This window comes from Nocardiopsis sp. NPDC101807 (assembly GCF_044766605.1).
GTDB lineage: Bacteria > Actinomycetota > Actinomycetes > Streptosporangiales > Streptosporangiaceae > Nocardiopsis > Nocardiopsis tropica.
On sequence record NZ_JBIWMK010000007.1, the window covers coordinates 469,380 to 490,757 of the forward strand.

The following is a 21,378-nucleotide window of genomic DNA, read 5'->3' on the forward strand; positions in this document are numbered from 1 at the left end:
TCACGAGAACTGTCGTCGCTGTGTCACCGCCGGCGGCACCGGGGTGCCGTCGGGGCGAAGTCCTGTGGTTTCGCCCATGTTCCCCGCTTCGGGGCCGCACATCCGCGCGGTCCCGTCCATGGGCGTTGACGGCCGTGGTGCGTCGTCGCGCCGCTCGTCCGCGTTGTCGTTCGCGGGTCCGGGGCTCGTGAGAGCTTCGGGCCGGTCCTCGGTGAGCGGGTCCGCGATCGCGCCTGTCGCCTCGTCCAGCGGCCCCTGCGCCAGCCGGGTCATCAAGGGTGATGACGGCGGCGCGAGGTCGGCCACGCGGAGGAGTCCGGTCAGCACGTCGTCTGGTCGGACAGCAGGTGTCGTGTGCCGTACAACCATCCGAAGTATGGCATATGCCGTGTCGTGTTCCCCTGGGACGCGCCCGTGGGATCCGCTGCACACGTCGATACGAACCACTGCCGGTCGTGTGTCGAAGCGGCGACGACCCTTCTTCGTCATCCGCTCCACCTCGACACTGTCGGCGGCCGCGTACGCGGCCACCGCCCTGGCGGCGTCATCGGGGTCGACGCCGTCCATCTCCACCTGCCAAGCGGAGGCCTGGAGCCGATCCGCGAGCCCGGCCTGCCGGGCCTCGACGACCTCGACCACGTCGATGCCCTCGGGCATGGCGGCGTCGATGTCGGCTCGGACCCGTTCGGGCTCGCGTGCCTCGGCCAGGACGAGTTCAAGGTACTCCGCCTCGCTGGCGACCCCGGTGGGGGCCGCTCCCGTGTAGGAGACCTTGGGGTGAGGCGAGAAGCCGGCGGAGAACGCCATGGGCACGGAGGCCCTGCGCAGGGCCCGTTCCAACGCCCGGGCGATGTCGCGGTGACTCGCGAACCTCATGCGCCCGCGTTTGGCGTAGCGGACGCGAAGCCGCTGTCCCGGCTTGGCGGTGGAGGGTGAGGTGGTGCCCTCGGGTGCGGGGGGCAGCTCAACTCCTTTCCTCATGCCCCCAGGTGTGGTCGGCGGAGCGACCTCGAAGGGGCTGTTCCTCGTCCTGTTCAGCGTACGGTGCGCCGTGGTGCACATGCGCCAGCAGGACTACGCATACCGGTATCTCCCCCACTGACCTGCGGTCGAAAAGTCCCCGAGGTCTCGGAGCGGACACTGAACCGGTGTTCACCGCCTGAACACGGAGCCGCCGAAAAAAAATCCGAAGAAAATCTTCTGGAGATGGCAACCCCCCGCGCACCCCGCGAGTCTTATTACTCGTACGGCCCGGCGCGAGCGGGGCGCCGGGCCGTACACCTTCTCCCCGGGCCACTCCCCTCCACAGGGTCGAGAAAGCGCCCGGAGCGCGAATCCTACTCCTGTAGCCCTGACGCCACTGTGAGCGACCCCGCCCCTTCCGCGCCATGAGCACCCCGGCTCTTCGCCGTTCCCCGGCGGAGCAGGGGTTCCTCCGTTCCCGGGGGCGTGCCCGGTGCGGCGGTCAGGCGGGCGGACGCAGCCCCGCCATGACCACGGCGACGGTGCGGCGCCGCGCGGCCTCGTCGGTCCCCCCTCGCTCCCGGGTCATGCACCCCTCCATCAGCGCCTTGACGTCGGCGGCGTCCACGTCGTCGCGGACCTCCCCCGCCGCCTGCGCCGCGGAGAGGAGCTCGCCGAGCGCCGCCACCACGTCGTGGCCGGTGCCGCGGACCGCGGCGGCGACGTCGAACCCGCCGCCGCGGAGCGCCTCGCCGAGCCCGTGGTCGAGCGCCCCCTCGTCGACCACGAAGGCGAAGAAGGAGGCGAGGGCGTCGCCCGGCGCCTCCTCCTCCGCGAAGACCCTCGCCGCGCCCACGAGGCGCTCCATCCGGCTGAGCACGATGGCCCCGTAGAGGGACTCCTTGGTGGGGAAGTGCCTGCTGACGGTTCCGGCCCCCACGCCGGCGCGCCGGGCGATCTCGTGGACGGTGACGGACAGCCCCTCGGAGGCGAAGGCCTCGAAGGCCGCGCGCAGGACCTTCTCGCGGTTGCGTCTCGCGTCGGCTCGCACTGTCGCCCCCAGGGCCCGCGCACGGGCCGTCGACCAACGGGATGCCCGCCCCGACGCCGCCACGGCGACCGGGACGGTCGCCCCGACTCTAGCCGGGTCCTCCCGGCCGGCGGCGGGGCGCGGCTACTTGACGGTCAGCGGGAGCATCGGCCGCCCCTCGGCCGGCGCGTTGATCTGGATCTCGGTGCCCATACTCGGACAGACCCCACAGTCGTAGCAGGGGTTCCAGCGGCAGTCGTCGACCTCCAGCGACTCCTCGCCGTGCAGCGAGTCCTGCCAGTCCTGCCACAGCCACGACCGGTCGAGGCCCGCGTCCAGGTGGTCCCAGGGCAGAACCTCCTCCTCGTCGCGCTCCCGGGTCGTGAACCAGTCGAGGTCCACAGGGAGGCCGGCCAGGCCGGTTCCGGCCGCCCGCTCCCAGCGCTCGTACGAGAAGTGCTCGCTCCAGCCGTCGAACCGGCCCCCGGAGCGCCACACCTCCTCGATGACCCGGCCCACCCGGCGGTCGCCCCGGGACAGCAGGCCCTCCACCACGGAGGGGCGGCCCTCGTGGTAGCGCAGGCCGATCGACTTGCCGTACCTGCGGTCGCCCCTCAGCGCGTCGCGCAGCTTGCGCAGCCGTGCGTCCACGACCTCGTGCGGCGTCTGGGCGGCCCACTGGAAGGGCGTCTGCGGCTTGGGCACGAACCCGCCGATGGAGACCGTGCACCGGATGTCCTTGCGCCCGGTCACCTCCCGCCCGGTCCGGACGACCTCCGCCGCGAGGCCGGCGATGGCGAGGACGTCCTCGTCCTCCTCGGTGGGCAGACCGCACATGAAGTACAGCTTCACCTGCCGCCACCCGGCCGCGTACGCGGCGGTGACGGTCCGGATCAGGTCCTCCTCGGTGACCATCTTGTTGATGACCCGACGCATCCGCTCGCTGCCGCCCTCGGGCGCGAAGGTCAGCCCCGACCTGCGCCCGTTGCGGGTCAGCTCGTTGGCGAGGTCGATGTTGAACGCGTCGACCCTCGTGGAGGGCAGGGACAGGCCCGTGTTGGTGCCCTCGTACCGGTCCGCGAGCCCCTTGGCGATGTCGCCGATCTCGCTGTGGTCGGCGCTGGAGAGCGACAGGAGCCCCACCTCCTGGAACCCGGACGCGGCGACCCCCTCCTCGACCATGCTCGTGACGGTCTCCCGGTTGCGCTCGCGCACCGGACGCGTGATCATCCCGGCCTGGCAGAACCTGCAGCCCCGCGTGCAGCCGCGGAAGATCTCCACGCTGTACCGCTCGTGCACGGACTCGGCCGTGGGCACGATCGGCCTCTTGGGGTAGGGCCACCCGTCCAGGTCCATCACGGTGTGCTTCTGGACCGTGCCGGGGACCCCGGGCCGGTTGGGCGTGTACGAGGCGATCCGCCCGTCCTCGTGGTAGGCCACGTCGAAGAAGCGCGGTACGTACACGCCGCCGGTCGCGGCCAGGCGCAGCAGCAGCCCGTCGCGCCCGCCCGGCCGCCCCTCGTCCTTGAAGGCGCGGACGGTCTCGGTGACGGCGAGGCTGATCTCCTCCCCGTCGCCCAGGACCACCGCGTCCAGGAAGTCGGCGATCGGCTCGGGGTTGAACGCCGCGTGCCCCCCGGCGAGCACGATCGGGTGGTCGTCGGTGCGGTCGTGGGAGCGCAGCGGGATCCCGGCCAGGTCCAGCGCGGTGAGCATGTTGGTGTAGCCCATCTCGCTGGCGAAGCTGATCCCGAGCACGTCGAAGGCGGCCAGCGGCCGGTGGGCGTCCACGGTGAAGTGCGGGACGCCGTGCTCGCGCATCAGCTCCTCCAGGTCCGGCCACACCGCGTAGGCGCGCTCGGCCAGCACCCCCTCGCGCTCGTTGAGGACCTCGTACAGGATCTGCACGCCCTGGTTGGGCACGCCCACCTCGTAGGCGTCCGGATACATGAGGGCCCAGCGGACCCTGGCCCCGTCCCACTCCTTGACCACGGAGTTGAGTTCGCCCCCGACGTACTGGATGGGCTTGCCCACCTTGGTCAGGAGGGGTTCCAGGCGCGGAAACAGGCTTTCGACGGACATGGTGCGGGCCTTCGTTCGGCGGACATCGTGTCAGAACGCGTGTTGTCCCCCGCCGGGGCGGGAGCGGGCGGCGAAGCGGCTGGAGCGCGACCGCCCGGAGGTTCCCAGGCTACCGGCCCGGCGGGCTCCGGCCCGGGTTGTCCACAGGCCGGTCGGCGTCCCCCGCGGCGCCCTGCCGGGAAGCCCGTGGAGCGCGCCGGCCGCAACGTCCGGGGCCCCGGGGAGGACGGGTCCTCCCCGGGGCCCCGGACGCGGGCAGGGCGAGCGCTACTCGAACCCCCGGTCCCGGGAGTTGATCCCCAGCACCAGGCCCAGCCCCAGCATGTTCGCCATGATCGCGGTGCCGCCGTAGGACACGAACGGCAGCGGCAGGCCGGTCACGGGCATGACCCCCAGCCCCATGCCGATGTTGATGAAGGTCTGGAAGCCGAACCACGCCGCCACCCCCACGCACAGCAGGCGGGGGTAGGGCTGGTCGCACCCCAGGGCGATCCGCAGGATCCGCCAGATGACCACGGCGAACAGCGCGATCACCAGGGCCGCCCCCGCGAACCCCAGCTCCTCCCCGGCGACCGTGAAGATGAAGTCGGTGTGCTGCTCCGGCACGAACCTGCCGTGCGTCTGCTCCCCCTGGAACAGTCCGGTCCCGTTGAACCCGCCCGAGCCGACCGCGATGAGCGCCTGGTTGGAGTTGTACCCGGCGCCCTGCGGGTCCGCGGACGGGTCCACCAGGGTCGCGAGGCGGTCCAGCTGGTAGGGCTCCAGGAGGTCGAACCAGAACACGCAGAACACCGCGGCGACGCCGCACGCGAGCATGCCGGCCACCCAGACGAACGGCGCGCCCGAGAGCGTGAGCATCCCCAGGAAGATCGCCCCGAGGACCAGCGTCGTGCCCAGGTCGGGCTGGAGCATCACCAGGGCCAGCGGCACCGCCAGGACCAGCAGGCAGAACAGGACGTCCCTCGTCATCGGCCTGCTCTCGCCGTCGCGCGGCTCGCCCAGGAGGGTGGCCAGGACCAGGATGAGCCCGACCTTGGCCAGCTCGCTCGGCTGGAACTGGAACGCCCCGACCACGATCCACCCGCGCGACCCGTTGATCACCGCCCCCAGCGGGGTGAGCACGAGGACCAGGGCGACCGCCGTGGCCACGTAGACGATGGGCGCGTACGCCCGCACGGTCCGGAAGTCCACCGACGCGACGACCAGGCACGCCACCCACGCCACCGCCAGGTGGGCCAGGTGGCGGCGGAGGTGGCCGGTGGAGTCCATCGGGTCCCCGCCGTCGCCGGGCAGGGTCGCCGACCACACCAGCAGTGAGCCGATGGCGCAGAGCACCGCCACCGAAACGATCAGGACCCAGTCCAGGCGGCGCACCGCCCCGGCCGCCGTGACGGCGCCGGGGCCCAGACCGGTCCGGCGGCCCGACAGCGCGCCCGTGTGTGTACTCATGGCCTACCGATCCAACACTTCGATGGAACCGTCGGAACGCACCACGGGCAGCTCCGAGTAGGGCTTGCCGCCCGGGAGCGCGGGCTCGCCGCCGCCGGAGTCGTCGTCCTTCTTCCCGGAGAACCCGTAGATGCCCTCGTAGATCTTGCGGGCGATGGGCGCGGACGTCTCACCGCCCGTTCCGCCCTGGGAGACGAAGACGACCACCGCGAACTGGGGGTCGTCGGCCGGCGCGTAGGAGGCGAACCAGGACGACACCTGGCGCTCCTGCGCGTCGGCGCTGCCGGTCTTGCCCGCGATGGACACGTCGTCCTGCGGAAAGTCCGCGAAGGCTCCGCGGCCGGTACCGGACTTGGTGACCTCGGTGAGCGCCTTCTGGAGGTACTCGATCGTCTCGTCCTTGACCGGGACCCGGCCGGCCACGACGGGGTCGATCTCCTCGACGGAGCTGCCGTCCGCGGCGACCAGCGCCTTGGCCACGCGGGGCTCGTACAGCGTGCCCCCGTTCGCGATGGCGGCGTAGGCCCGGGTCAGCTGCAACGGGCTGACCAGGACGTCGCCCTGGCCGATCGCGAAGTTCACCGCCTCGCCCGCACGCCACTCGAAGCCCTCGACGCACTGCTCGTGGGCGAGCCGCTTGAGGTAGGAGGCGTGCGACGGGTTGGTCTCGGCGACCTCCGGGTAGCCGTGCTCTCCCCGGTAGCAGTTGTTCTCCCGGGTCTGCGCCCAGAAGGTGCGCTTCCACTCGCGGTCGGGGATGCGGCCGCCGGTCTCGTACGGCAGGTCGATGCCGGTCGGCGCCCCGAAGCCGTAGCCCCGCGCCATGGTGGCCATGGCCTCGGTCGGCTCGCCCTCGGGCCTGAGCCCGCCGTCCTTGAGCCACAGCTGGTAGCCGAAGTTGTAGAAGATGGTGTTGCAGGAGACCACGATGGCCTGGTGCAGCGACAGCGCCCCGTGGCCGCCGCCCGCGTAGTTCTGGTAGTTCTGGCCGGCGATGTTGACCGACCCGGGGCAGGCGTAGGTGCTCCGCAGCGAGAAGCCGTTCTCCACCGCGGCCGACAGGGACGAGACCTTGAACGTGGACCCGGGCGGGTACTGGCCCTGCACGGCGCGGGAGAGCATGGGCTCGCCCGCCTCCTCGCTGAGCATCTCGTCGAAGGTCTCCTGGTCGATGCCGCCCTGCCAGACGCCCGGGTCGTAGGTCGGGAGGCTGGCCATCGCGACGATGCCGCCGTTGCGCACGTCCATGACGATCGCGGCGCCGGAGTCCGCCCTGTACCTGGGCCGTGCGGCCTCCATCCCCTCCTTCAGCGCCTCCTCGGCGATCTTCTGCACGCCGACGTCGAGGTGGGTGACCAGGTGCGAGCCGGCCACGGGCAGGCGGTCGGAGATCACGTCCATCACCTCGCCGTGGTTGTTCACCCCCAGGGTGCGCAGGCCCGCGGTCCCCCGCAGCTCGGCGTCGTAGACCGCTTCCAGGCCGTCGCGCCCCACCTGGTCGATACCGGTGAACTGCGTCCGCAGCTCCTCCCGGGCGTCCAGCTCCTCCTGGGTGACGGGTTGCAGGTAGCCGAGGATCTGTCCGGCGTGGGCGCCGTAGGGGTACTCGCGGACGGCGTGCGCCTGGGCGGTGACGCCGGGGAAGTCGTCGGCGCTCTCCATGATCTGGAGGGCGACCGAGGGCTCCACGTCCTCGGCGAGCGTGACCGGCTGGTAGGGCGAGCCCGGCCAGCAGGGGCGCTCCACCTCGGGGCCGCACAGGCGCATGCGCTGCTGGAGCTCGTGCACCGGGACGTCGAGGACCCCGGACAGGTCGGTCAGGATCTTCTCGCCGGAGTCCTCCATGCCCATGAGCTCGTGGTAGTCGGCGGAGACCACCAGCTCGGTCCGGTTGTTGACCAGGGGCTTGCCGGTGGCGTCGAGGATCTGTCCCCGCGTCGCGGGGACGATCAGCTGCTGGTGGTGGTTGGCCACCGCGAGGTCGCGGTAGTGGTCGGACATGGGCACCTGGAGGTACCACAGGCGCGCGGTCAGCACGGCGAACAGGACCAGGACCAGGACCTGGGCGGTGATCAGGCCGGCGCGGCCGAGCCTGGGCCCCGGGAGCGTCGGGTCGAACGGCGGCTTGCGCACGGCTCACCACCCTCCCGGGGCCATGGGGCCCTGGACGGTGGCGAACTCGCTGTCCGCGAGTGTCTCGCGCACCCACAGGACGGGGAGGACGACCAGCGGTGCGACGAGCACCGTGAGGGCCGCGCCCACCCCGACGCCGGTCCCGACGGCCGCCGGGGTCATGTGCTGGTCGCCCATGAGGAGGCCGACGGCCGCGTACCCGGCCCCCACCCCCAGCGCGGTGACCGCGGTGGCGCCGACGGCCGCCCAGCCGGAGGTGCGCGAGCCCACGGCGCCCGGGGCCCCGGTGTTGCGGCGCAGCAGGGCGACCAGGTAGGCGGCCAGGCACAGCACGAGGGCGTAGCGGCCGACGGCGTGCTCCGCGGGCGGCAGCAGGTCCATGGCCAGGCCCGCGCCGAAACCGCACGCGGCCGCGGCGGCCGGGCCGGTGGTCAGGGCGACCGCGACGACGGCCGCGACCACCAGGTCGGGGCCGGGGCCCCACGAGAACGGGAGCCGGTTGACGATCGTGGCCTGCGCGAGGACGGCGGCGGCCACCATGACCAGGGTCGCTGCGGACCTCATCACTGCTCTCCCTCGGGCTTCTCGGACTTCTCGGGCTTCTTCGGCTTGGGCGGCAGCACCGAGTCCCGCGGGTCGTCGTCGGGACCCGCCACGACGACGCCCACCACGTCCAGGGACGCGAAGTCCACGGCCGGGGTGAGGCGGGCGATACGGCTGAGCGCTCCCGGCGCGACCTGCACCTCGTCGACGGTGCCGATGGGCACTCCGGGGACGAAGGGCGCGCCCTCGTGGGACCCGAGCGTCACGATCCGGTCGCCGGCCTCCACCGGCGCCTCCATGTCGAACAGCTCCAGGGTGAGGTCGGCCTCGGGACCGCCGGGGACGGAGCCGCCGTTGACCACGCCGATCTTGCGGGTGGACTCCAGTCGGGCCCCGACGGCCGACTTGACGTCGGTGGCGAGCATGACGGTGGCGGTGCGGGGGCCGGCCTCGACCACGCGCCCCACCAGGCCGGATCCGTTGACGACGGTCATGTCCGGGCGGACCCCGGACTCCGTGCCGGTGTCGATGGTGACCGTGTGCGCGTAACCGCGTGCGGTGGACCGGGTGACCGCCTGGGCGGGGACCACCTCGTAGGCGCCGAGGCCGGACAGGTGCAGGAGGTCGTCGAGCTGGTCGGACCGGTTGCGGTCGATGCGGGCGGCCTGGAGTTCGGCCTCCAGGGCGGCGTTGGCCTCCTCCAGTTCGGCGACGCGCGCGGCGGCCCCGGGCCCCTCGCGCAGGCCGTCGTAGAGGGTGACCGCGGGCGCGGCCGCCCAGCCGACCCCGGCCGCGGCGGGGGCGAACACGAGTTCGCCTCCTGCCCGGGCCACGGAGGTGACGGGGTCGGCGCCGGGCCGGGAGTCCAGGACGAGCAGGACCACGGCCGCCGCGACCAGCAGGGCGAGGACCAGCCGGGACCTCGGTGAGTCGCGGAGCATGTCATCGCCGCCGTTCCGGGACGAGGACCTGGTGCAGCCTCTCGTAGTTCTCGACGCAGGTGCCGGACCCGACCGCGACGGAGTCCAGCGCGTTCTCGGCGACGTGGATGGGCATGCCCGTCTCGTGCAGGAGCCGGTCGTCCAGGCCGCGCAGCAGTGCTCCGCCCCCGGTCACGGCCACGCCCCGGTCCATGATGTCGCCGGACAGCTCCGGCGGGCACTTGTCGAGGCTGGTGCGGACCGCGTCGACGATGGCGGTGACGGGCTCCTCGATGGCCTGGCGGACGTCGCCCTCGGAGAGCACCACGGTCTTGGGGAGCCCGCTGACGAGGTCGCGTCCGCGCACCTCTGCGTGGAGCTCCTCGGGTCCCGTCGGGTAGGCGGAGCCGATGGCCATCTTGAGCTCCTCGGCGGTGCGCTCCCCGATCATCAGGGAGTACTCCTTCTTGACGAAGGTCATGATCGCCTGGTCCAGCTCGTCCCCGCCGACGCGGATGGACTGCGAGGTGACGATGCCGCCCATGGAGATGACGGCCACCTCGGTGGTGCCGCCGCCGATGTCCACGACCATGTTGCCCGTGGGCTCGTGCACGGGGAGCCCGGCGCCGATGGCGGCGGCCATGGGCTCCTCGATGATGTAGACCCTGCGGGCGCCCGCCTGGTAGCCCGCCTCCTTGACGGCGCGGTGCTCGACCGAGGTGATGCCGCTGGGGACCGCGACGATGATGCGCGGTTTGGCGAAGTGGCGTCGCCGGTGGATCTTCTGGATGAAGTAGCGCAGCATCCGCTCGGTGATCTCGAAGTCGGCGATGACGCCGTCCTTGAGGGGGCGGATGGCGGTGATGTTGTTCGGCGTTCGGCCGATCATCTGCTTGGCCTCGATGCCGACCGCGACGATCTTCCCCGTGGACGTGTTGAGCGCGACCACCGATGGTTCGTTCAGAACGATGCCGCGTCCGCGCACGTACACGAGCGTGTTGGCGGTTCCCAGGTCGACGGCCATGTCCCGGCCGAGAAAAGCAAGGTTGTTCGGCATGTAACGTCCTCAGAGGCGCCGTGTCGGACGTGGTTGCACGGGGCGACCATACGTAGTCGTTCCGGCACGATAGGTATTCAGTCCCCCGCATCGTAACGGTCAGCACTTACTCCGTTACGCAAACACACCGAACTGATGCCTCGTCACCGGACGAACCATGAGAAGTCGGCTACCGGGCCGCGGACCCCATGCCGTAGGGTCCGCGGCCGCCCGGCCCTACAGGTCGGGGAAGAACAGCTTGATCTCGCGCTCCGCCGAGTAGGTGGAGTCCGAGCCGTGCACGATGTTCTGCTGGACCTCCAGCGCGAAGTCGCCGCGGACGGTGCCGGGCGCGGCGGTCACCGGGTCGGTGGCGCCGGCCAGGGCCCGGAAGGCCTCCACGGCGCGCTCGCCCTCGACCACCATGGCGACCAGGGGACCGCCGGTGATGAACTCCACGAGGGAGTCGAAGAACGGGCGCTCCGCGTGCTCCTCGTAGTGGGTCCGGGCGGTCTCGGCGTCGAGCGTGCGCAGCTCCATCGCCACGAGCTTCAGGCCCTTGCGCTCGATGCGCGAGACGACCTCGCCGACGATGCTGCGGCGGACGCCGTCCGGCTTGATGAGAACGAGAGTGCGCTCCACGTGCGTGTCAACTCCTCACTGGGACTCCGCGTGGCGCGTGGGCGATCGCCCACGGCGTAGGCCGCACGCGGAGGTTCGGGTGGTGGGTCACGGAAGCGGGGCCGCGGAGGGGAGAACCCTCCCGAAGGGACCGGCCGCCTGTCCGGACGTGCGTCACACTATCGCGTTTGCCGCGGCGACGCGGTGGTCGCGGAACCCTCCCCGCCCCCGTCCCCGGAGGCGGCCGCCTCGGCCTCGGCCCGGGCCGCGTGCGCGGCCTTCATCTCGTCGGTGCGGCGGCCCATGACCACGCCGGTCACCCACAGGGACACGAACACGACCGCGATGAGCATCGCCCCGGACACCAGGAAGGAGGTGAACAGGAACGCGGCCTGCAGCGCCCAGGCGGCGTAGTGCGCCCACTTGCGCTTCTGGAGGCCGGAGAGCACCAGGGCGACGGCGGCCATGCCGCCCCACAGGCTCGCGGCGGTGGACGGCTCCATCCCCTCCAGGGAGATGGCGACGGGGATGAAGAGGCCGATCACGATGGCCTCGAACAGCAGGACGACGGCGCAGACTACGCGCACAGCGGGTTCCCTTCGTAGTGTGTCGCCCCGCCCGTCACTCGCCGGAGCCGCGCAGCAGGTGGACGGCGTCACCCGCGGTGACGACCGACCCGGTGACCAGCACACCGGTACCTCCGAGCTCTCCGCCCTCCTCGGCCAGGCCGACGGCCCGGTCGATGGCGTCGTCGAGTCGGGGAACCACGTGCACACGGTCGTCCCCGAAGACCTGTCGGGCGAGGGCGCCCAACTGCTCCGGCCCGAGGGAACGCGGTGAGGAGTTACGGGTGACGACGATCTCGTCAAGCAGTGGTTCGAGGGGGTCGAGGATCCCCTCGACGTCCTTGTCGGCCATGATCGCGACCACGCCCACCAGGCGGGAGAAGCTGAAGGCCTCCCCCACGGCGGCCGCGGTGGCGGTCATCCCGGCGGGGTTGTGTGCGGCGTCGGCGATGACGGTCGGGCTGGTGCGCACGACCTCCATGCGCCCCGGGGAGTCCACTCCGGCCAGGGCCTCGGCGACCATCGCCGGGTCGAGTCCCTCTGCGTCCTCCCCCGCGGACGCGAACGCCTCCACGGCGGCGACGGCCACGGCCGCGTTCCCCGCCTGGTGGGCGCCGAACAGCGGGAGGAACAGGTCCTCGTAGCCCCGGGTGAGGCCCTTGAGGGCGAGCTGCTGGCCGCCGACGGCCACCTCGCGGGAGGTGACGCCGAACTCCAGCCCCTCCCGGGCCACCTGGGCCCCCACCTCGGCGGCGTTGCGGAGGAGGACCTCCGCCGCGGACACCGGCTGCTGGGCCAGGACCGCCACGGAGCCGGGCTTGATGATGCCGGCCTTCTCCTCGGCGATGCCGTGCAGGGTGTCGGGCAGGTAGTCGGTGTGGTCGATGCCGATCGGGGTCACCACGGCCACGTCGCCGTCGACGACGTTGGTGGCGTCCCAGCGGCCGCCCATGCCCACCTCGACCACGGCGACGTCCACGGGGCTGTCCGCGAAGGCCGCGTAGGCCATCACGGTGAGGATCTCGAAGAACGACAGGGGCGCGTCGTTCATCTCGTCGGCCATGTCGATGTAGGGGCGGATGTCGTCGTAGGTCTCGACGAACCGCTCCTGGGAGACGGGCTCCCCGTCGACGACGATGCGCTCGCGCACGGTGCGCAGGTGCGGGCTGGTGTAACGGCCCACGCGCAGGCCCCTGGCGCGCATGAGCGCGTCGATCATGCGCGCGGTGGACGTCTTGCCGTTCGTGCCCGTGACGTGGATGACCCGGAAGTTGCGATGGGGGTCACCCAGCAGATCCAGCAGGGTGCGGACGCGGTCCAGGCGGGGATCGATGTCGGACTCGGGTGCGCGGGAGAGGATCTCGGCGGTCACCTCGGCGTAGCGCTGCTCGGCGCTCACGCCGCTCACGGTGTCTCAGTGGTCGGGGTGTACACCCGCGCCAGTGTACGCGCCCCCACCTGGGCCCGGACTCCGGGTGAGGGGTCCGGCGGCCGATGTCGCACAGACCATACTTGGAGGATGCCGAGCCTTGACCCCTTCTTCACCGAGTGGGCGGAACGCCGCCCCGGACAGACACGCAGCCTGGGACGCGCCTCGGCGCTCCTGGCCGCCCTCGGCCTGGACGCCGACCGCGCCCCCGTGCTCGGGGTCGTCGGCTCCAAGGGCAAGGGCAGTACCGCGACGACGGCGGCGGCCGCGCTGTCGGCGGCCGGCCTGCGCACCGTCCTGGTGACGGGGCCGAGCTTCCGCTCCTACCGCGAACGCGTGCGGGTGGACGGGACGTCGGTGGACGACGCGGTCCTGGACGCCCTGGGCGCGCGGATCGACGCCGCGCGCCTGGGCCTGCCGACGGTGGAGGGGTCGGGGGGCTACCTGGCGCCGAGCGGCCTGTTCCTGGTCGCCGGGCTCCTGCACGCGCGGGAGGTGGGCGCCGACGTCTGCGTCCTCGAGGCCGGGATGGGCGGGCGCCGCGACGAGCTGCGCCTGGCGGGCCCCGAGGTCGTCGCGCTCGGGAAGGTCTTCGCCGAGCACGTGGGCGTCCTCGGCGCCGACGTGGTCGAGATCGCCCGGGAGAAGACCCTGGTGGCCGGGGAGCGGACCCGCGCCCTGGTGCGCCTCCCGCAGATCCCCGAGGTGGCCGCCGAGATCGACGCGGCGTTGGCCGACGCGACCGGTGGGAGGGTGGGGGCCGAGGTCGTCGACCCCGGGGCGGAGGGAACGGAGCCGCCGCCCGCGCTGCGCCCGCCGGGCCTGTCGGCGGCCTCCGGGGTCCTGGGCACGGCCGCCGCCGCGCGGATGCTGGAGCACCTCGGGGTCCCGGGACCGGACCGGAGGACCCTGCACGGCGTCCTGGCGACCGTCCGCCTCCCGGGGCGGCTGTCCCGGCACACGGTGCCGCTCCCGGCGGGGAGGGCGCCCGGCGGGGAGGGCGCGGACGCGGAGGTGGTGGTGGACTCGGCCATCGACCGCGTCGGCGTCGCGGCGGCCCTGGCCCACGCGCGCGGCCTGTGGGGCGGGGTGGACCACGTGTTGCTGTGCCTGCCGGACCACAAGGACGTCTCGGGCGCCGTGGAGGTCCTGGACGGCCTGCCCGTGACGGCCGTGCGCCTGCCCGAGGCCCACCTGCGCTTCGAGCACGCCCTGCCCCCGCACTGGGGCCGCATGGACGCCGGGGACCTGACCGCGGCGGCCCTGGCCGCGCTCGGCCGCCGGGTCCTGGCCCTGGGCACGGTGTACTTCACCGGCCGTGTCCTGGAGGCGGTGGACGCCCCCACCGACCGGCTGTTCGGCTGACGCGTCCGGGGGGGCCGGGCCGGGCCGGGTCCCCCGGACGCGGAACGGGGGCGGTGCCGGGCACCGCCCCCGCCCGGGGAGCCTCCTCCCCGTCCGGGCCGGTCAGCCCCGCCCGGGCCTGTACTCGGGCTGGGACTGCGGGTTGAACTCGTCCATGCGCACGCGCTCGGCGGCCCGCAGGCGCGGGTCGTCCAGCTTCAGCACGTCGATGCCCCGCTCGATGTCGGAGGAGTAGACGTAGCCGTTGTAGTAGTACGCCGACCAGCTGTCGTTGTCCTGGACGCCGTCCTCGACACGGGAGTCGATGTCGAAGTAGCCGATCTCCTCGGGGGCGGCCGGGTCGTTGAAGTCGATGACCGAGACGCCGCCCGTGTACCAGGACTGCACGAAGAAGTCCTGCCCGGGCACCGGGATGAGCGAGCCGTTGTGGGCGACGCAGACCTCCCCGCCCTGATGGCGGTCGATCTTGAAGTAGCTCTGGAACGACAGGTCTGCCTCGGCTCCGTCACCGTCGAGGGAGTAGACGGCGTCGGCGCCGCGCTCCGGACCGATCTCCTCGGTGCAGGTGGGGGCCCCGCCTCCGCCGAGCTCGTCGGTGAAGACCACGTTCCTGCCGTCGTTGGTGAACGTCGCCGAGTGCCAGAACGCGAAGTTGGTGTCCTGCACGACCTCGGTCACGACCGGGGCCGCCGGGTCGGAGATGTCCATCAGGATGCCGTCGCCCATGCACGCGCCCGCGGCGATGTCCTTGGTCGGGTAGACCGTGATGTCGTGGCAGCCGGAGGTGTTGGTGTTGCCGCCCTCGGGGAAGAGCACGGGGGCGTCGACGAGCTCGGCCGAGGCGGGGTCGTCCACCGGGACCTCGATGATCGAGATCTTGTCGTGCGGAGGCAGGCAGTTGGGGAAGCGCTCGGAGGGCGAGTACGACGACACGTAGACGTACTCGTGCTCACCGTCCTTGCCCGGCACCAGCGTGTTGGTGTGCGAACCGCAGTCGGTCGCCACGGCCGCCACGTACTGCGGGTTCGCCTTGTCCGAGATGTCGAAGATCCGGATGCCCTCGAAGCCCTCCGGGTCGGTCGTGGGCACCGAGGCCGCACCGCACTCCGTACCGGCGCGCGGATAGTCGACCGAGAAGTACAGCAGGTCCCCGCTCACCGACACATCGCCCTGCCCACCGGGGCAGAGCACCTCGGACACGACCTGCGGGTCCTCGGGGTCGGAGATGTCGTAGACGACGAACCCGTTGTAGTTGCCGCCGACGGCGTAGTCACCGGTGAACGCCAGGTCCGAGTTGAAGTCGCTCATCGCCTCCGTCTTCGGGACGTTGGTCACATGAGTCACGTTGGAGCTGGTGTCGGCGTCGCTGACGAACGCGTCGTCGGCGGAGGCGGAGGCGGGACCGAGGAGTCCGGCCACGAGGGCGGCCGCTCCGGCCAGGGTGAGGCCGGTCAGCCCTCTTCGGGCCGAGGCGCGTCTGGGGCGGGGGGTCGGGGGGGATGACGCCATACGAACTCCTGATTCTGATTGGAGCGAAACAGGAAGAACGTACACAGTTCAACATCAACATGTATAGGGGGATACAAAAGAAACATGGTTGTTAACACGGTGTCGGCCTGACCCGATCTGTCTGCACAACGCGACTAGCCGTCGACGGCCGTGGAGCGCACCAGGAGGATCCGACGCGCCCCACAGCCGTCCGCGCCTGTCACCGCGGAGACGGAAAAGACGGTTGTGACTGCGGGTTGAACTCGTCCATCCGCACGTTCTCCGCCTCGGACAAACGCGGGTCCGTCAGTTTGAGCACGTCGAGGCCCCGCTGAATATCGGACGAGTAGACGTGGCCCCTGTAGTAGTACGCCGACCAGGAACCGGCGGTGCTCAGCGTGTCCGTCTTCCAGGGGCCGCGGTCGAAGTGGCCGATCTCCACGGGCCGGTCGGGATCGGTCAGGTCGATGACCGAGACGCCGCCCTGGTACCAGGACTGCACGAAGAAGTCCTGCCCGGGCACCGGGATGAGCGAGCCGTTGTGCGCCACACAGTTCTCGGTTTCGGTCTGATGGCGCGGCAATTTGTAGTAGCTCCTGAACCCGAGTTCGGGGGACGCGCCACCGAGGTCCAGCGAGTAGACGGCGTCGGCTCCCCGCTCCGGGCCGATCTCCTCCGTGCAGGTGGCCGCGGCTCCGCCGCCGAGCTCGTCGGTGAAGACCACGTTCCTGGCGTCGTTGGTGAACGTCGCCGAGTGCCAGAACGCGAAGTTCGGGTCCTGGACGCGGTCCACCACCCGCGGGTCGGCCGGGTCCGACGTGTCGAGCAGCAGGCCGTCGCCCAGGCAGGCCGCCGCGGCGATGTCCCGTTCCGGGTAGACGGTGATGTCGTGGCAGCCCGTGGTCCTGCGGTGCCCGCCGTCCGGGAACAGTTCGGGCCGGTTGACCACCGCGGCAGCGGCGGGGTCGGCCAGCGGCACCTCGATGATCGAGATCTTGTCGTGCGGAGGCAGGCAGTTGGGGAAGCGCTCGGAGGGCGAGTACGAGGACACGTAGACGTACTCGTGCTCACCGTCCTTGCCCGGCACCAGCGTGTTGGTGTGCGAACCGCAGTCGGTCGCCACGGCCGCCACGTACTGCGGGTTCGCCTTGTCCGAGATGTCGAAGATCCGGATGCCCTCGAAGCCCTCCGGGTCGGTCGTGGGCACCGAGGCCGCACCGCACTCCGTACCGGCGCGCGGATAGTCGACCGAGAAGTACAGCAGGTCCCCGCTCACCGACACATCGCCCTGCCCACCGGGGCAGAGCACCTCGGACACGACCTGCGGGTCCTCGGGGTCGGAGATGTCGTAGACGACGAAGCCGTCGTAGTTGCCGCCGACGGCGTAGTCACCGGTGAACGCCAGGTCCGAGTTGTAGGCGGCGTCGCTGTGCAGGCCCTCGGGCTTGGGCAGGTTGGCCAGATGGACCACCCCGCCTCCCGTGCTCACGCCATCGGCGGCGCGCGCCCCGGGGACGGCCAGGAGGCCGACGGCCACCAGGACCCCCGCCCCGACCGCCCCCCAGCGGACCCGGCCACCGCGTCCTCGTCCACGCACCACAGCCCACACCCCCAGGAATTACACAAAGCTGTCAATTGACTACTTTGTGTTGTACTCCCTGAAGTCATCACACTCCAGACGAAACGCCGAGACCGGACATCTACTGACCGAACCACAGGACGCCGCCCGCCAGGCCCCGCCCTGCGCGAACCGGACGCGGTGCGCCCCGGGGCGGACGCGTACCGAAGGAAACCCTGCCCTGTCGACACACCCCCGGGGCTGGACAAAACACCTGCCGAGTGAGTAGAACACCCGCAGGACGTCGCCTCAGGGGCACCCGGCCCCACGACACCGCGGATCCGTCCGCGCCACACCCCCATCGGAGGACACCTCGTGCGTCGCCTGGCACTCGCGACCGGAGCAGCTCTCGCGCTGCTCGGAGCCACAGCCTGCACCGGTGACGAGGACGGCCGGGAGTCGGCCAACGTCATCGCCCCCGGAGCGCCCGGCGAGTCCTCGTCGCCCGCGACCGCCGACCAGATCGCCGCCCTGGCCGAGGAGCAGGGGCACAACGAGGCCGACGTCACCTACCTGGTGATGATGATCGAGCACCACTCCCAGGCCCTGGAGATGACCGACCTGGTCCCGGAGCGCCACGAACGCGACGGCGTCGAGCGCATCGCCGACCGCATCGCCGCCGCCCAGGGGCCGGAGATCACCGCCATGGAGAGCTGGTTGGAGGAGAACGTCTTCGGCCCCGCCCGGGAGAACCCCGCGCACCAGAACTTCTGCGGCCTGGAGGGGGACGGCACCCACCACGGCGAGGACGCCGACGTACCCGCGTGCGAGCTGGACGTCGACCACGCCGACATGCCGGGCATGGCCTCGCCGGAGGAGCTGGAGCGGTTGGCGGAGGCCGAGGGCGACGCGTTCGACCGGCTCTTCGTGGAACTGATGACCACCCACCACGAGGGCGCGGTCACCATGGCCGAGGACGCGATGGCCGAGGGACGGGACCAGACCGTGCTCAGGATGGCCAACGACGTGATCGCGGAGCAGAACGCGGAGATCGGCCGTATGGCGGAGGTGCTGGAGGACGCGTGACGCGCGCCCTCCGGCGCCGGTGTCCGGCGGTCCGTCGGCCGACGCGAGAGGGGCGCCCCCGGCCGGGGGCGCCCCTCTCGCGTCGGCCGACGGACCGCCGGACACCGGCGCCGGAGGGCGCGCGTCACGCGTCCTCCAGCACCTCCGCCATACGGCCGATCTCCGCGTTCTGCTCCGCGATCACGTCGTTGGCCATCCTGAGCACGGTCTGGTCCCGTCCCTCGGCCATCGCGTCCTCGGCCATGGTGACCGCGCCCTCGTGGTGGGTGGTCATCAGTTCCACGAAGAGCCGGTCGAACGCGTCGCCCTCGGCCTCCGCCAACCGCTCCAGCTCCTCCGGCGAGGCCATGCCCGGCATGTCGGCGTGGTCGACGTCCAGCTCGCACGCGGGTACGTCGGCGTCCTCGCCGTGGTGGGTGCCGTCCCCCTCCAGGCCGCAGAAGTTCTGGTGCGCGGGGTTCTCCCGGGCGGGGCCGAAGACGTTCTCCTCCAACCAGCTCTCCATGGCGGTGATCTCCGGCCCCTGGGCGGCGGCGATGCGGTCGGCGATGCGCTCGACGCCGTCGCGTTCGTGGCGCTCCGGGACCAGGTCGGTCATCTCCAGGGCCTGGGAGTGGTGCTCGATCATCATCACCAGGTAGGTGACGTCGGCCTCGTTGTGCCCCTGCTCCTCGGCCAGGGCGGCGATCTGGTCGGCGGTCGCGGGCGACGAGGACTCGCCGGGCGCTCCGGGGGCGATGACGTTGGCCGACTCCCGGCCGTCCTCGTCACCGGTGCAGGCTGTGGCTCCGAGCAGCGCGAGAGCTGCTCCGGTCGCGAGTGCCAGGCGACGCACGAGGTGTCCTCCGATGGGGGTGTGGCGCGGACGGATCCGCGGTGTCGTGGGGCCGGGTGCCCCTGAGGCGACGTCCTGCGGGTGTTCTACTCACTCGGCAGGTGTTTTGTCCAGCCCCGGGGGTGTGTCGACAGGGCAGGGTTTCCTTCGGTACGCGTCCGCCCCGGGGCGCACCGCGTCCGGTTCGCGCAGGGCGGGGCCTGGCGGGCGGCGTCCTGTGGTTCGGTCAGTAGATGTCCGGTCTCGGCGTTTCGTCTGGAGTGTGATGACTTCAGGGAGTACAACACAAAGTAGTCAATTGACAGCTTTGTGTAATTCCTGGGGGTGTGGGCTGTGGTGCGTGGACGAGGACGCGGTGGCCGGGTCCGCTGGGGGGCGGTCGGGGCGGGGGTCCTGGTGGCCGTCGGCCTCCTGGCCGTCCCCGGGGCGCGCGCCGCCGATGGCGTGAGCACGGGAGGCGGGGTGGTCCATCTGGCCAACCTGCCCAAGCCCGAGGGCCTGCACAGCGACGCCGCCTACAACTCGGACCTGGCGTTCACCGGTGACTACGCCGTCGGCGGCAACTACGACGGCTTCGTCGTCTACGACATCTCCGACCCCGAGGACCCGCAGGTCGTGTCCGAGGTGCTCTGCCCCGGTGGGCAGGGCGATGTGTCGGTGAGCGGGGACCTGCTGTACTTCTCGGTCGACTATCCGCGCGCCGGTACGGAGTGCGGTGCGGCCTCGGTGCCCACGACCGACCCGGAGGGCTTCGAGGGCATCCGGATCTTCGACATCTCGGACAAGGCGAACCCGCAGTACGTGGCGGCCGTGGCGACCGACTGCGGTTCGCACACCAACACGCTGGTGCCGGGCAAGGACGGTGAGCACGAGTACGTCTACGTGTCCTCGTACTCGCCCTCCGAGCGCTTCCCCAACTGCCTGCCTCCGCACGACAAGATCTCGATCATCGAGGTGCCGCTGGCCGACCCCGCCGCTGCCGCGGTGGTCAACCGGCCCGAACTGTTCCCGGACGGCGGGCACCGCAGGACCACGGGCTGCCACGACATCACCGTCTACCCGGAACGGGACATCGCCGCGGCGGCCTGCCTGGGCGACGGCCTGCTGCTCGACACGTCGGACCCGGCCGACCCGCGGGTGGTGGACCGCGTCCAGGACCCGAACTTCGCGTTCTGGCACTCGGCGACGTTCACCAACGACGCCAGGAACGTGGTCTTCACCGACGAGCTCGGCGGCGGAGCCGCGGCCACCTGCACGGAGGAGATCGGCCCGGAGCGGGGAGCCGACGCCGTCTACTCGCTGGACCTCGGTGGCGCGTCCCCCGAACTCGGGTTCAGGAGCTACTACAAATTGCCGCGCCATCAGACCGAAACCGAGAACTGTGTGGCGCACAACGGCTCGCTCATCCCGGTGCCCGGGCAGGACTTCTTCGTGCAGTCCTGGTACCAGGGCGGCGTCTCGGTCATCGACCTGACCGATCCCGACCGGCCCGTGGAGATCGGCCACTTCGACCGCGGCCCCTGGAAGACGGACACGCTGAGCACCGCCGGTTCCTGGTCGGCGTACTACTACAGGGGCCACGTCTACTCGTCCGATATTCAGCGGGGCCTCGACGTGCTCAAACTGACGGACCCGCGTTTGTCCGAGGCGGAGAACGTGCGGATGGACGAGTTCAACCCGCAGTCACAACCGTCTTTTCCGTCTCCGCGGTGACAGGCGCGGACGGCTGTGGGGCGCGTCGGATCCTCCTGGTGCGCTCCACGGCCGTCGACGGCTAGTCGCGTTGTGCAGACAGATCGGGTCAGGCCGACACCGTGTTAACAACCATGTTTCTTTTGTATCCCCCTATACATGTTGATGTTGAACTGTGTACGTTCTTCCTGTTTCGCTCCAATCAGAATCAGGAGTTCGTATGGCGTCATCCCCCCCGACCCCCCGCCCCAGACGCGCCTCGGCCCGAAGAGGGCTGACCGGCCTCACCCTGGCCGGAGCGGCCGCCCTCGTGGCCGGACTCCTCGGTCCCGCCTCCGCCTCCGCCGACGACGCGTTCGTCAGCGACGCCGACACCAGCTCCAACGTGACTCATGTGACCAACGTCCCGAAGACGGAGGCGATGAGCGACTTCAACTCGGACCTGGCGTTCACCGGTGACTACGCCGTCGGCGGCAACTACAACGGGTTCGTCGTCTACGACATCTCCGACCCCGAGGACCCGCAGGTCGTGTCCGAGGTGCTCTGCCCCGGTGGGCAGGGCGATGTGTCGGTGAGCGGGGA

The 21,378-nt window shown here is 71.4% G+C and carries 18 protein-coding genes and 1 pseudogene; 5 read left to right on the forward strand and 14 right to left on the reverse strand.

All coding sequences use genetic code 11. The features are described from left to right. The gene (locus ACIRPH_RS23405; protein ID WP_402917844.1) at positions 1 to 876 is read right to left on the reverse strand and encodes a TIGR03936 family radical SAM-associated protein; all 876 of its coding nucleotides are present in this window, start codon (positions 874 to 876) and stop codon (positions 1 to 3) included. Between the two features lie 103 nt (positions 877 to 979). Here ACIRPH_RS23405 and ACIRPH_RS23410 point away from each other — a divergent pair, with 103 nt between their 5' ends. Then, positions 980 to 1,102 (forward strand): hypothetical protein, encoded by a 123-nt coding sequence (locus ACIRPH_RS23410; protein ID WP_330160396.1) that lies wholly within the window; start codon positions 980 to 982, stop codon positions 1,100 to 1,102. Positions 1,103 to 1,465: 363 nt separating this feature from the next. On the opposite strand, the gene ACIRPH_RS23415 is transcribed toward ACIRPH_RS23410, so the two are convergent. The 10 genes from ACIRPH_RS23415 to ACIRPH_RS23460 all read right to left on the reverse strand — a co-directional run bounded on the left by ACIRPH_RS23415 (position 1,466) and on the right by ACIRPH_RS23460 (position 12,751). Beyond that, the gene (locus tag ACIRPH_RS23415; RefSeq protein ID WP_402917714.1) at positions 1,466 to 2,014 is read right to left on the reverse strand and encodes a TetR/AcrR family transcriptional regulator; all 549 of its coding nucleotides are present in this window, start codon (positions 2,012 to 2,014) and stop codon (positions 1,466 to 1,468) included. A gap of 123 nt (positions 2,015 to 2,137) precedes the next feature. Next, complete coding sequence (locus ACIRPH_RS23420) at positions 2,138 to 4,075, reverse strand: TIGR03960 family B12-binding radical SAM protein (protein ID WP_402917717.1); 1,938 nt, start codon at positions 4,073 to 4,075, stop codon at positions 2,138 to 2,140. A gap of 267 nt (positions 4,076 to 4,342) precedes the next feature. Beyond that, complete coding sequence (gene rodA, locus ACIRPH_RS23425; RefSeq protein ID WP_402917719.1) at positions 4,343 to 5,524, reverse strand: rod shape-determining protein RodA; 1,182 nt, start codon at positions 5,522 to 5,524, stop codon at positions 4,343 to 4,345. 3 nt (positions 5,525 to 5,527) lie between these two features. Then, positions 5,528 to 7,657 carry a penicillin-binding protein 2 gene (gene mrdA / locus ACIRPH_RS23430; protein ID WP_402917722.1) on the reverse strand — a complete coding sequence of 710 codons (2,130 nt, stop codon included), beginning with the start codon at positions 7,655 to 7,657 and terminating at the stop codon, positions 5,528 to 5,530. A 3-nt stretch (positions 7,658 to 7,660) separates the two neighbouring features. Further along, on the reverse strand, positions 7,661 to 8,221 hold the full coding sequence (gene mreD, locus ACIRPH_RS23435) for a rod shape-determining protein MreD (protein WP_402917725.1): 561 nt from the start codon (positions 8,219 to 8,221) through the stop codon (positions 7,661 to 7,663). Next, a complete protein-coding gene (mreC, locus tag ACIRPH_RS23440; RefSeq protein ID WP_402917728.1) occupies positions 8,221 to 9,141 on the reverse strand; it encodes a rod shape-determining protein MreC in 921 nt (306 codons plus the stop codon). Before mreC ends, mreD begins: the two co-directional genes overlap by 1 nt. A gap of 1 nt (position 9,142) precedes the next feature. Beyond that, on the reverse strand, positions 9,143 to 10,177 hold the full coding sequence (locus ACIRPH_RS23445) for a rod shape-determining protein (RefSeq protein ID WP_402917731.1): 1,035 nt from the start codon (positions 10,175 to 10,177) through the stop codon (positions 9,143 to 9,145). 216 nt (positions 10,178 to 10,393) lie between these two features. Continuing rightward, positions 10,394 to 10,798, reverse strand: coding sequence for a nucleoside-diphosphate kinase (gene ndk / locus ACIRPH_RS23450; protein ID WP_402917734.1), 405 nt, complete (start codon positions 10,796 to 10,798; stop codon positions 10,394 to 10,396). A gap of 158 nt (positions 10,799 to 10,956) precedes the next feature. Beyond that, complete coding sequence (locus ACIRPH_RS23455; protein WP_402917737.1) at positions 10,957 to 11,364, reverse strand: DUF4233 domain-containing protein; 408 nt, start codon at positions 11,362 to 11,364, stop codon at positions 10,957 to 10,959. 34 nt (positions 11,365 to 11,398) lie between these two features. After that, positions 11,399 to 12,751 (reverse strand): bifunctional folylpolyglutamate synthase/dihydrofolate synthase, encoded by a 1,353-nt coding sequence (locus ACIRPH_RS23460; protein ID WP_402917740.1) that lies wholly within the window; start codon positions 12,749 to 12,751, stop codon positions 11,399 to 11,401. Positions 12,752 to 12,862: 111 nt separating this feature from the next. On the opposite strand from ACIRPH_RS23460, the gene ACIRPH_RS23465 reads away from it, so the two are divergent. After that, positions 12,863 to 14,137 carry a hypothetical protein gene (locus ACIRPH_RS23465; RefSeq protein ID WP_402917743.1) on the forward strand — a complete coding sequence of 425 codons (1,275 nt, stop codon included), beginning with the start codon at positions 12,863 to 12,865 and terminating at the stop codon, positions 14,135 to 14,137. Positions 14,138 to 14,239: 102 nt separating this feature from the next. On the opposite strand, the gene ACIRPH_RS23470 is transcribed toward ACIRPH_RS23465, so the two are convergent. Continuing rightward, a complete protein-coding gene (locus tag ACIRPH_RS23470) occupies positions 14,240 to 15,646 on the reverse strand; it encodes an LVIVD repeat-containing protein (protein ID WP_402917746.1) in 1,407 nt (468 codons plus the stop codon). A gap of 199 nt (positions 15,647 to 15,845) precedes the next feature. Then, positions 15,846 to 17,225, reverse strand: coding sequence for an LVIVD repeat-containing protein (locus ACIRPH_RS23475; protein ID WP_402917749.1), 1,380 nt, complete (start codon positions 17,223 to 17,225; stop codon positions 15,846 to 15,848). 333 nt (positions 17,226 to 17,558) lie between these two features. Here ACIRPH_RS23475 and ACIRPH_RS23480 point away from each other — a divergent pair, with 333 nt between their 5' ends. Further along, complete coding sequence (locus tag ACIRPH_RS23480) at positions 17,559 to 18,269, forward strand: DUF305 domain-containing protein (RefSeq protein ID WP_402917752.1); 711 nt, start codon at positions 17,559 to 17,561, stop codon at positions 18,267 to 18,269. A gap of 124 nt (positions 18,270 to 18,393) precedes the next feature. Here ACIRPH_RS23480 and ACIRPH_RS23485 read toward each other — a convergent pair whose 3' ends face one another. Continuing rightward, complete coding sequence (locus ACIRPH_RS23485; RefSeq protein ID WP_402917752.1) at positions 18,394 to 19,104, reverse strand: DUF305 domain-containing protein; 711 nt, start codon at positions 19,102 to 19,104, stop codon at positions 18,394 to 18,396. Positions 19,105 to 19,437: 333 nt separating this feature from the next. Here ACIRPH_RS23485 and ACIRPH_RS23490 point away from each other — a divergent pair, with 333 nt between their 5' ends. Both ACIRPH_RS23490 and ACIRPH_RS23495 read left to right on the forward strand, forming a co-directional pair. Further along, the gene (locus tag ACIRPH_RS23490; RefSeq protein WP_402917749.1) at positions 19,438 to 20,817 is read left to right on the forward strand and encodes an LVIVD repeat-containing protein; all 1,380 of its coding nucleotides are present in this window, start codon (positions 19,438 to 19,440) and stop codon (positions 20,815 to 20,817) included. Between the two features lie 199 nt (positions 20,818 to 21,016). Continuing rightward, positions 21,017 to 21,378 (forward strand): annotated as a pseudogene (locus ACIRPH_RS23495) (hypothetical protein); the annotation flags it as partial.